Origin of the sequence: Halalkalibaculum roseum, assembly GCF_011059145.1 — a bacterium.
Classification (GTDB): domain Bacteria; phylum Bacteroidota; class Rhodothermia; order Balneolales; family Balneolaceae; genus Halalkalibaculum; species Halalkalibaculum roseum.
Window position 1 is genome coordinate 912966 of record NZ_JAALLT010000002.1, and the last position, 11386, is coordinate 924351.

Annotated in this window: 5 protein-coding genes; all 5 read right to left on the reverse strand. The window is 44.7% G+C overall.

Going from position 1 to position 11386, the window contains the following annotated elements:
- Nucleotides 1-35 precede the first annotated feature (35 nt).
- The 5 genes from G3570_RS08260 to G3570_RS08280 all read right to left on the reverse strand — a co-directional run bounded on the left by G3570_RS08260 (nucleotide 36) and on the right by G3570_RS08280 (nucleotide 11385).
- Entirely contained in the window at nucleotides 36-3380 is a 3345-nt protein-coding gene (locus G3570_RS08260) for an FG-GAP-like repeat-containing protein (protein WP_165141109.1), read from the reverse strand.
- 146 nt (nucleotides 3381-3526) lie between these two features.
- Complete coding sequence (locus G3570_RS08265) at nucleotides 3527-5212, reverse strand: RagB/SusD family nutrient uptake outer membrane protein (protein WP_249066815.1); 1686 nt, start codon at nucleotides 5210-5212, stop codon at nucleotides 3527-3529.
- 34 nt (nucleotides 5213-5246) lie between these two features.
- Nucleotides 5247-8249: a SusC/RagA family TonB-linked outer membrane protein gene (locus G3570_RS08270; protein WP_165141111.1), complete on the reverse strand. Its 3003-nt coding sequence runs from the start codon at nucleotides 8247-8249 to the stop codon at nucleotides 5247-5249.
- A gap of 378 nt (nucleotides 8250-8627) precedes the next feature.
- Nucleotides 8628-9500, reverse strand: coding sequence for an RnfABCDGE type electron transport complex subunit D (locus tag G3570_RS08275; RefSeq protein WP_165141113.1), 873 nt, complete (start codon nucleotides 9498-9500; stop codon nucleotides 8628-8630).
- A 70-nt stretch (nucleotides 9501-9570) separates the two neighbouring features.
- A complete protein-coding gene (locus G3570_RS08280) occupies nucleotides 9571-11385 on the reverse strand; it encodes a CRTAC1 family protein (RefSeq protein WP_165141115.1) in 1815 nt (604 codons plus the stop codon).
- Between the last annotated feature and the right edge of the window lies 1 nt (nucleotide 11386).

An 11386-nucleotide genomic window follows, 5' to 3' on the forward strand; every position in this document is an offset into this window, starting at 1 on the left:
ACCTAACACTAATGAAATTCTGAACATCTGAAAAATCAATCTGTTTGCTTAAACCAAATGTGGCTGTTGTTATTACGAATCACTAAAAATAAAAGATTATCAAGAGATTTCACGGCATGAATTCCCCTGACTTCCCCTCCGACGATAAATCCTGATTCTGCAAGATCTAACCCGTTAATATTATTCTCACCGAATTCTAAAACGGTACCATAACCCGATTGGTATGCACCGAACAAGGGTTTTACGGCATCAAGATTTCCCGCTGTAAGCAGATAAGCAGTATTCTCCGGAGAACGTTCATGATACAAGCCGGCATAGAGTGGCGTATACTGAGCTTCCTGCGGAAGCGATTGCATTTCAAAATTACCGTTGCCCTTGTTCACAAATACAGCACTCTCCAGGTTATTAGCGGCAAGCACACTACCGCCTTTCAACTCTTCCTGGGTAAACAGATCGTTCATATCCATCTCGGAATAGGTTTCAAAATCAGGTACCCGGCTGCCGATTCTCGGCATCTGTTGCCTGAGATCCTGCAACAGGACCAGCGGAATATCTCTTCCCTGCTCTGATTGGGTTATAACCTGTTCGATGCTTCCGTTCTGGTCGAAGTCATTAACCCAGAGTTTCAGCGGATTTTCCCTGGAGGCTTTGAAACGTGAATTAAGACCCTGGTTTCCGGCAATGATATCCGGACGCCCGTCTCTATTAACATCAGCTATGAGTAGGGATTTCCATAGGCCGGATGATTCGCCTAAGCCTGATTTTTGAGTCAGTTCTTCAAAAGTGGCCTGACCGGTCTCGTTTAACATGTTTTGCATGATCGTCAGCGGCATCCACTCACCGGCTATGATCAGATCTGAATCTCCATCACTATCGTAATCCATCCAGGCGGCATCTGTCAGCAATCCTAATTCCCGGAGCTCCGGAGCAAGTTGTTCATTTTCGTTACTGAAATTACCGCTGCCGTCATTTACCAGCAGGTTACCGTTTGCCGCAACTCCGTAAGCAAACGGCTGCATTCGTGAACCCGTAAACAGGTCGATGTCTCCATCCTGATCAAAATCTTCTGCTTTTACCACCGCAGCTATTTCATACTGGCTTTGCGGCAATAGATTGCTATTGCGTATAAATTCACCATTCTCATTGATATAAAGACGGTCAGCCAGCGAAGATGAACTGGAAGGGAATTCACTCCCCCCGCTGGTCACATATAAGTCTAGGGCACCGTCACCGTTCGCATCGAACCAGGTACAGTCTGTATCTTCCGAATCCCGGTCACTGATCAGTGCTTCCTGTTCTAGGTTACTAAATACTCTGCTTTCACTTTGAATAAAAATCCTTCCCGCCTGACCTTTAGCACCTCCAAGGTAGAGGTCATCAAGACCGTCGCCATTGATATCGGCCACACAGCTTGCCGGTCCCTCCGTTGAATGCATCTCATACAACAAACGATCCCGCCTGAAATCAACGAATTCATTTTCCGAATGGCTATAATCCAAAGATACAGAAGCTGTTATATTTTGAAATAGTGGTTTGGGTAGTGATGATTTCACACTCAATGCTCTTGAATCAATTGAGGTCTCAGATCCTTCATCTTCCGACCTGTTTATCACCAGTGATGTTTCAATAGGTATGTTCTCCTTAAAAGTATATCCCCCGCCGGGCCATTCCACGAGTAGTGAGTCTATAGTCTCTGACTGCCCAAATCCAAAATGCAGCCTCGGATCTACCGAAGATTGAAACCCGCGCATGGGTTGCTGTTCCCTGTAGTACAGTTTTCCGTCGATCCAGATTCTGACTTTTGCTCCCACTGCAAAAGTGTTATTTGATGCACCTTGCAGTTGCAGGGTCATTCCTCTCTGATCCGGTTGTACCACTTCAGATTGGTTTTTTAGAATTGAGGCCGGACTATTCACATTATTTACCACGAGGTCGAGATCCCCATCATTATCCAGATCGGCATAGGCAGCTCCATTGGAGAAACCCTCTTTTGCTAGGCCCCAATCTTTGGCCTTATTATGAAACACAAGGGAGTCAGTTCCAGAAAATGCATAGTTGGAGATGGGGGTAGATGGAATTTCATCAAATAGAATACTGACCGGCTGATCATCTTCAATCACAGATCGCAATTTTCTCATACTGTTATGATCGCTGATGTAGTCCTGATCGGTTAAATCCTTATAGATACCGTTGGTTACATAAATATCATTGGACCCATCCAGGTTCAGATCGGCAAACAGAGCAGTCCAGCTCCAGTCGGTGGCTTCCACGCCTGACATCCTTCCTATCTCCCGGAACTTGACTCCATCTCCGGGTAAAAGTCCGGTATTGAGCTGAAGGGTATTGCGTACAAACTGGTAGAAGTAGCCGTTTCTGAATCTTTCGCTATAGTCATCCCAAAAGTCAAATGCAGTCTTCGATTTAGCACGTGCCCAAGGTTCAGGCAGCATATCCGTAACAAAAATTTCGGGATACCCATCATGGTTGATATCTGCCAAATCCCCACCCATGGAGCTGAAACTGATCGATCGCATTAGCTCAGGTAAGCGTTCACTGAAGGTGCCATCTCCACTATTGATGTAGAGATAATCACGTTCAAAAAAATCATTAGATACATATAGATCCGGCCAGGAATCGCCATTGACATCTCCGGCCAGTACATCCAGTCCGAAACCAATTCTGCTGCTAAAGATACCGGCTGATTCGGTAACATCTGTAAATATGGGAGACCCATCAGAACGGTTCTCTGTAGAACCCATTTCATTTCGGAACAGGCGATCTCCCCCATCAGAATCAGGAGTGCTTCGAAGACCGGGCTGCGGACTCAAGGCGGTAACCGATTGAAAGGAGTTACTGAGTAAGTACATGTCCAGGTCACCGTCGCGATCATAATCAAAGAATACAGCGTCGGTAGAAAGTCCCTTTACGTCTAAACCATATTGCTCTGATTGTTCGGTAAATGTACTGTCCCCATTATTGATGAAAAGCTCGTTGTGCCTGTTTTCCCCACCCGGGCTGCCTGACTTGCACACATAGATATCGAGCCACCCGTCACCATTAATGTCTACTACGCTTACACCTGTTGACCACACGCCTTCGGAGTTTAGTCCGGCGGTATCAGTGATATCCCTAAACCTGAAATCCCCTTCGTTAAGATAAAGTCTATTGGAGACTTGGTTACCGGTAAAGAAGACATCCTGAAGGCCATCCTTGTTAAAATCACCGATGCCTACTCCTCCCCCGTTATAGAAATTACGATAGGTATAGGGATTCAGCTCTTTATTGTAGGTGAGATTATTTTCAAATGTGACACCAGTATGATCTTGTGAAAGATATATAAAAAGTTTGTTATCGGATGAATCAAGGGAACTGCAGGACACAAAAAATGCTAGAATAAAGAACCTTATAAAAAAATTTGATAAACCAATAATTCTGATCATGCAAATGATTATTAGTAATGCTAAGGCCTAAAATAAAAAAAGGGAAACACGTATCTACGTGTTTCCCTAAAGAAGTTATCAATCAGTTATCCTCCGGGACAAGGTGTGTAACCTGTGTTTTGGACTAAATTTTCATTAGCCTCGCACTGATCTCTAGGTATTGGAAATACATTCTTATTTGCATCAGATACCTCTTTGAAGGTCCAGGGATCATTGAAGCGAGTAGCTCCTCCATTCGTCCCATCGAAACGAATCAGATCCTGACGTCGGGTAACCTCCCAGAACATTTCGCGACCACGCTCATCAAGTATTTTATCTGCTGTGAGGGGTGCTGAGTAATCATCTACATTGGCACGATTCCGAATCAAGTTTACCAGACGCAATGCTTCAGGATCACTGTTATCCATCCGCCATAGCGCTTCTGCTTTGGTAAGCAGCACATCGGCATAACGGAAAATCGGATAATCGTTGCTCAGGTTGGCAGTAGCACCCGCAGCAAATTCAAACTTACCTACACGTGCTCCCCCCTGACGAAGACCGTCAGGTTGCAGGTTCATGATTTCAGGGGTAAAGGTCAGTGGCGTACCATTTGGATCGGCTGCTGTAGCACTCGCGTCTTCCAAGCGGTTACCTTGTGCATCAAACTGTGGGCCTACAATCATATTGACCAATCGCTCATCCTGTGTACCCTGAATGCGATTCAAACCATCATCGGTAGAAGTCGCTTCCGTGCCCCATACTTCACCTTGTGGGCCGGGATTACTTGCAGGATCAATGTATCGTGTGTAGGCCTCTTCCATGGCAGCGTACCCGTTCCAGGGTTGCTCCTGCAGGTTATAGGTGTTCTGACTCTGGTAGTGCAAGGTCATCTGTGCCAGGTTAAACCCGGTAAGGAATACCCTGTCGTAAGGTACCACGAACATCAGCTCCGGGGAACCGGAGTTGTTGGTCACAAAGTTGTCGCGGTAGTTTGACACCAAGCTATAATTACCGGAATCGATAATCAGGTCAGCCTGATCTACAGCGTCCTGCCATCGGGGTGTACCTGTATAAACTTCAGCATTTAAGTAGAGTTTGGCCAGAATCATGCGGGCTACCCATTCATTGACACGACCGTAAGTAGATCCTGCGTCATCACTAACCAAGTTAACGTTATCCAGCAGTTCCTGCTCGACAAAGTTGAAGATTTCCGTACGACCAGCCTGAAAATCTGTGTTATTAGCCGGATTTTCAGGAGCATCGGCAAAGCTGGTAATCAGCGGTACATTACCCCAACCGTCAAGCAGCTGGTAATAATAGAATGCACGCAATACTTTAAGCTCCGCAATAAATGATGCCGCATCTTCCTCACTTACGTCACCGGATTCAACCAGTGATTCAAATTGAAAGATAAGCCGGTTCGCATTGTTGACACCACTGTAGAGCGCTGTCCATGCATTATTAATTTCCGGATCATCATAAAGATACGTATGCCTTTTCATACGCACCCAGATACCTCCATCTTCCCAGTCAGTACCTTTTACGGTAATAATACCTTCATCGGAAGAGATGTGAAGCATTGAAGTCCAGGTATTGTGCTGTCCCCAAATTGTCAAGGGACTGTACGCGTCACCGAGGGCAGAAATAAATTCCTGGTCGGTTTGAAAGAACTGATCAGAGGTAACCTCGCTGTTTATGGTCTCATCCAAATCTGTGCAGGATGTAAACACAAACATCAGACTGAATGCAGCGACAAGGCAACCTTTTAGTGGTTTTGATATTCGTCTATACATAGCTAATAGCATTTTGTATTTGTATTAAAATCTTTTAGAAGTCCAGTTGCACACCGAAGGTAAACGACCGTGTGGTAAACCAGTTATTACGACGTTCAATTCCCGGAGCTAAAGCACCGCCTCCGCCTCCAGGTACGCCACCGTTGTCAGAGGGGCCGGGATCGATGTAATTGACATCGGGATCGATACCGTCATAACCGGTTATGGTAAACAGGTTATTTCCTGATACATACAATCTCAGGTTTCGTATCTGGTCGGTGTTCGGCAACGGTACGGTATAACCTATCGTTGCATTCTGCAGTCGAATGAAGCTGGCATCCTCTACAAAATAACTGGAGAATACAGGAGCTGAAGTCAGCTCTGTTACATCAAATGCAGACTGTATTACGTTCCATGTACCTATGGAAGATGGGGGTTCATAAAACAGTCGATACATATTAGCCATATCGTGACCGAAGACTCCGCGTACAAATACACTTGCATCAAAGTTTTTGTAGTTCACCTGGTTGGTCCAGCTCATGGAGAAGTCAGGCAGCCCGTTTCCGAGTACCGTTTCATCTTCTCTGGTAATTTGGTCATTGGTTACCTTATTACCGTCAGCGTCAAAGAATAACCATTCGCCGTTTGGACCGATCTCAGCAAATCTGGGACCCCAGATTTGTCCTATCTCTTCACCCTCCTTGATTCGAACCAGTGGTGTACTGTTCAATCCGGGAGAACCGGCATTGGAAACGAATATTTCGTCACCAGTAGTATACTCTGTAAGCTTGGTGTTAAATGTGGAGAACGTGATTCCAGTATTCCATCTCACATTTTGATCTTGAAGTACCGCGTAATCAAGTTGTGCTTCAAATCCTTTGTTTTGAAGCTCTCCAATGTTCTGCCAGGTAGTAGGGAACAAGTTTGGCGGAACAGGCACCTGTACTTCAAAGAGCAGATCTTGAGTGGTTTTCTGGTAATATTCAAAAGTACCGGATAAACGTGCATCCAGCGCCTCAAAATCAATACCTACATTCCACTCACGGTTCTCTTCCCACTTTAAGTCAGGATTGGCATTACTTACAGGGCCGAAGCTCTGTACGAAGTCACCATTCACGAAGAAGTTACCCTGAGGTGCGAAACGAAGCTTGGAAATTCCATTGAACGGAGCATCCTGACCGGTTACACCGTAACTACCTCGAACTTTTAATTGGCTGAATTCAGGTACGTCTATGAGACTGGTTACATCCAAACCGCCACCTAAAGCCCAGAAATTACCCCATTTCTCATTTTCGCCAAAACGCGTTGATCCTTCTCGTCGTATACTGGCGTTTAGGAAATAGGCGTTATCCCAATTAAGATTAACACGTCCAAAGAAACCGATAATCTTGTTGGTATTCCTATAACTTCCAACGGTTCCTTCACCCTGGTTGAAATCCTGCGCAAAACCAAGGTTAAAAGTTCCTATGGCATCGGTAATGAAATCACCGCCGATCGCGGATGTTCCTTCCTGTTCAAAATCGCTGTATGAATAACCGGCTACTGATTCAAGATTGAGTTCATCAATACTCGTTACATAGTTGGCAGTAGCTTCAAACAGTTGTGCTTTAATGCTGTTGGCATAACGCTGTGCTTCTCCGGTACCCAGAGAAGATTGCGTTGCGCCTCCTCTCCACTTGTTCTCCTGTGAGTAGAACTGGTTATTGGTATTGTTATTGGTTTCCAGAGAATAGAAAGCAGAACCGCTCAGGCCGGGTACCAAGTCATCAAAATCGTAGGTAGCGTTTACAGAAGCATTTAATATGTTCTCCTCTCCGGTGTTGCTTGCAGTATTCTGAATAGCCACCGGGTTAAAGATATCAAATGCACCAATTTCGGTGTACCCACCGGTATTATCAAACCCATCACTGGTTACCGGGGCAGTTGGATTCATGGTTGCGGCATATCGGAAAACCTCACCGAATCCAAAATCAGATTCCCTATTGGTTACACCCAAGTTAAAGGTAATATCTAATTTGTCATCTAATGCACTTTGGGTAAGATTCAAACGACCGTTGATTTGCTCAAAGCCGGTTCCTTTCTGTATCCCTCTACGATCACGGAAGTTACCGGAAATACGGTATTGGGTATACTGATTTCCGCCTGAGAGTGCCAGGTTATGAACATTATTGGTACCGAGTTGAGAAACTTCATCAAAATAGTCAGAACTGCCACCCAGGTCATTAATTGACTGGCCGCTAACTTGACTAAGCTCCCTGAATTCAGCAGCTGAAAGAACATCCAACTTGTTTTCAATGGTCTCAGCAGTAAAATATCCGTTGTAGCTGATACTGAACGCTTCACCGGGGTCTCCTGCATTGTATTTACCTTTCTTGGTTGTAACAACAATAACACCTGCAGCACCACGTGTTCCGTAAATAGCGGAAGCAGATGCATCCTTGAGGACATCAATTGAAGCAATATCGTTAGGATCCAGATTATTCAGATTACCTCCAATAGTACCGTCTACTACTACCAGTGGTTCCTGGTTAGCACTAAAGGTAGTAACTCCACGTAATCTTATAGTAGGACTGCTATTCGGGTCACCACCGGCTGATGAAATTGTAAGTCCAGGAACTTTACCCTGAATCAATTCAGAGGCATTATTAATATTTCCGGAAACAAAATCTTCAGATTGAACACTGGATACAGATCCGGTAATTTGTCTCTTTTCCTGAGTACCGTAACCTACTACAACAACGTCTTCAAGCTGCTGTACATCCGGTGATAAACTAATATCTACCGTGCTTCTTCCATTGATGGGCACCTGTTGTGTGATATAACCAACAAATGATACTACCAGGGTATCTTGCAGTGATGGTACTCGTAAAGAATAAAATCCATCGGCGTTAGTTGAAGTACCTGTACTGGTACCTTGCAAAATTATATTAACACCCGGTAAAGATGATCCGTCCTCTGCGTCAGTTACCGTTCCTGACACTTCAACATTCTGAGCTGTAGCTGTTACGTTTCCGACGGCAAAAATTAATAAAGCTGCAAGACCAACTTGAACTATCATCGAAGATAATCCAACGTTTTGCAGCTTCTGCTTAATTAGCCTGGGATTGCGCAAAATACAGCTAATCCGTATCGCATTTCTTAGCATAATGTTCCCCTTAGGTTAAGATTAAATATTCAGAACTTTGTTCTGCTTATCGCTGAGAGTAAAACCACCTAGGAAAGAATTTAGTGGAAATCGATCCTTATCATAACTAAGTGATTAATATTTACTCCTAATCAGCCTAATAATTAGGTTTTCTAATCAAAGAAGCAAATTTTTTTATCTTTTATGAAAAATATTTTCCCTCCGTCTTAAATTTTTCTCAGTCAAGGAGATATGCCGATGGTACATCATCTAAAATTAGTGCAAAATGCTGCTAAATAAAGTGGGTATTAGTTAGCCCGCCAGAGCAGCTTCTTGCTTGTTGAGGGATTCCTGTTTTCGTCCCTCCCACCACATTTCTACAAGTAAGAAAATGGGACCTACCACAAACAGAGCATAGAATGGTGCATACACGGCTTCTCCGAGTCTGAAGAAAAATTCTGCGAAGGCAACACTAAAAGCAAATACATACTGCCATTTCTTGCTTTTAACTGTTGTTTTAGGGTCTGTGATCATGAAGAAAACAAACAGCTGATACATCGGACCGGTGATAGGGGAAATCTCGGCAAAAAATGGATCTCCGGTCATCCAACTTCGTAGTAGGGCAAATAGAAAGAATGAAGCGACGTAGGTACCACAGATATGGAATCGTCGCAATTTATAGATAGAAACTGAGCCTATTATCCAGATTACAAGCATGGCCCATATATTATTTCCCCACTGCACGCTGAGTCCGGCCACACTTCCCGGAGCCAGTACCAGAATGGCTACAATACCGAAATTTGATGGATTCCACAGGTGCTGGTCTCTGAAACGTAAAACATATTTGGAGGCTATAGAGATCATAGCACAAAGCGCATAAGGCCATAGAAAAGGAGAGCGAACCAGTATACCAACACTAATACCTGAAATGTAGGCGCTCGACATATTACGCCACTTGCCGACCACAAGCCTGTGCAAAACAGCCTCAGTAATAAAACTGGCACCGATGGCTGTCATCAGCATGCCGAAACTTTCCAGTATTCCGAAAGAAAAATGGGCACCGAACAAAATGGCTGTAATCAACAGGGATGGCGTATACTTTTTTTTATACTCAAGGCCGTCCAGATCCCACTTTGACAAAAAACCTTCCTGTTGCTTCAACTCTTTTTCGGATTGCTGTTGCATGATCTAAAAAATTATTGCCACTTCGTTTCAGTAGTGCAGTGATATTTGAAAAACAATTTCATGAACCAAATTACAGATTCTCACTTTCAGCCAAAAATTCGCCTTCTTTTATGGTATGAGTCATATTGGTTTCCGGCTCTTGCAGCAATTGGGTTTGCCCGGATGGCCACCTGACCTTGACACTATCAACCGATGCGGCATCTCCAAGCCCAAAAAATAGCTCACGCTGATTTTGGGCACTAAAACCGCTGCCCCCGGAAATAACCTGAAGCTGATTCTTTCCATTCCAGAAGATCTCGGCTTCGGCGCCGATGGCACTTCTGTTGCTTTTACTTCCCTCAAGGTGGAAAGCAATCCAATTCTTGCCGCTTCTAGTCACATTCTTATACAGTTTAACCGGACCATTTTGGCTTGCCACTATAATATCAAGCGTACCGTTATTCCAGAAGTCGGCAAATGCAACCGCACGGCTGTCCAGTTTAAGTGAACCTCCTACTACTCCGGCCACCTCCTGGAATTTGCCGGCTCCGTCATTCAGCCAGATTTTATTCTCCTGGTAACCCGAAAGACTTCTGCCTTCCATGGCAGGCCAGTTTTCAGCATCTGCAATGATGGCCCGGTTACCTCCGGCTACTTTGGAGAAATCGTACCAGTAATCCGTACCTTGCTCAGCCGATACATAACCGTTTGCCACATATAGATCCAGGAAGCCGTCGTTATTCAAGTCTCCGAACTGGGCACCGTAGCTCCAACCTCCGACTTCAACTCCAAGGTTACCGGCCAGGTTCTTGAATGCAGGCTTTCCGGTTACCCCAAGATCGGGTACCCACATATTATTACCCTGTATGAGCACACCCGGTTCAGAAATATTGGTGATATATACTACAAATTTACCCTGATTTAATATGTCACCGAATGAGACATTCATTCCGCTTTTAGGGGCGAATCCCATACCTGCATCCTGACCGGCTTCATAAAAACCATTACCCTGGTCATTCATATAGAGCTCGTCCACACCGTAGTCGTTAGCAATCACCAGGTCGGGATAGCCATCACTGTTCAGATCAGCGGAAGAAGCTGAAAGCGCCCAACGGTTGGTTTCAATACCCATCTCTTTACTGACCTCTTCGAAAGTCCCATCACCTCGGTTATGGAATAGGTATTTTCGCCCCCCGTTATTGGCATACTCAAAACTTTCGGGCATAATTCTGGTTGTTTCCAGATTCCACAAGTCAATGCTTTCATTAAAATAACCGGCAAGAAACAGATCGAGATTGCCATCCCGGTCATAGTCAAACCAAATTGCGGAGTTGGTATTGGCCCATTCGGGCAGATCTATTTTTTCAGAAACTTCAGTGAAACCCTCTCCTCTATCGTTGTGAAACAGCGCTGATTTGCCCCACTTGTATACAAACAGATCTTCAAATCCGTCATTATCGTAATCACCCCATATCGAGCCCATGGAAGCACCTGTTCGCTCGTTGTTCAGTGATGCCACACCCATCTCTTCAGCAACATCAGTAAAAGTGCCGTCGCCATTATTCTTATATAGTGCATTGGTACTGCCGGTCCGGCTGTTGGTGAGGTAAAAATCCTGATGACCGTCATTATTAAAGTCTACTACGCTGACTGAAGCACCGACGGAAGCCACTTGGGGCATGATATGCTCAATCTTGCTATCCAGCTGCGGAGCCTCGTGTGTGAAATCCACACCCGCTTGCTCCGATACTTCTTCGAGGTAAAAACCGTGTCTCTGCAGGGCTTCTTCCTTGTTGGCGGATACCTCAGCATCTGCATTCCCCATGCGGTCGATAATATAAGGCGTTGCAAGCAATGCAATGAAGAATATTGCTAAAGCTATTTTCCCAATAGTCTTGGAGTTCATA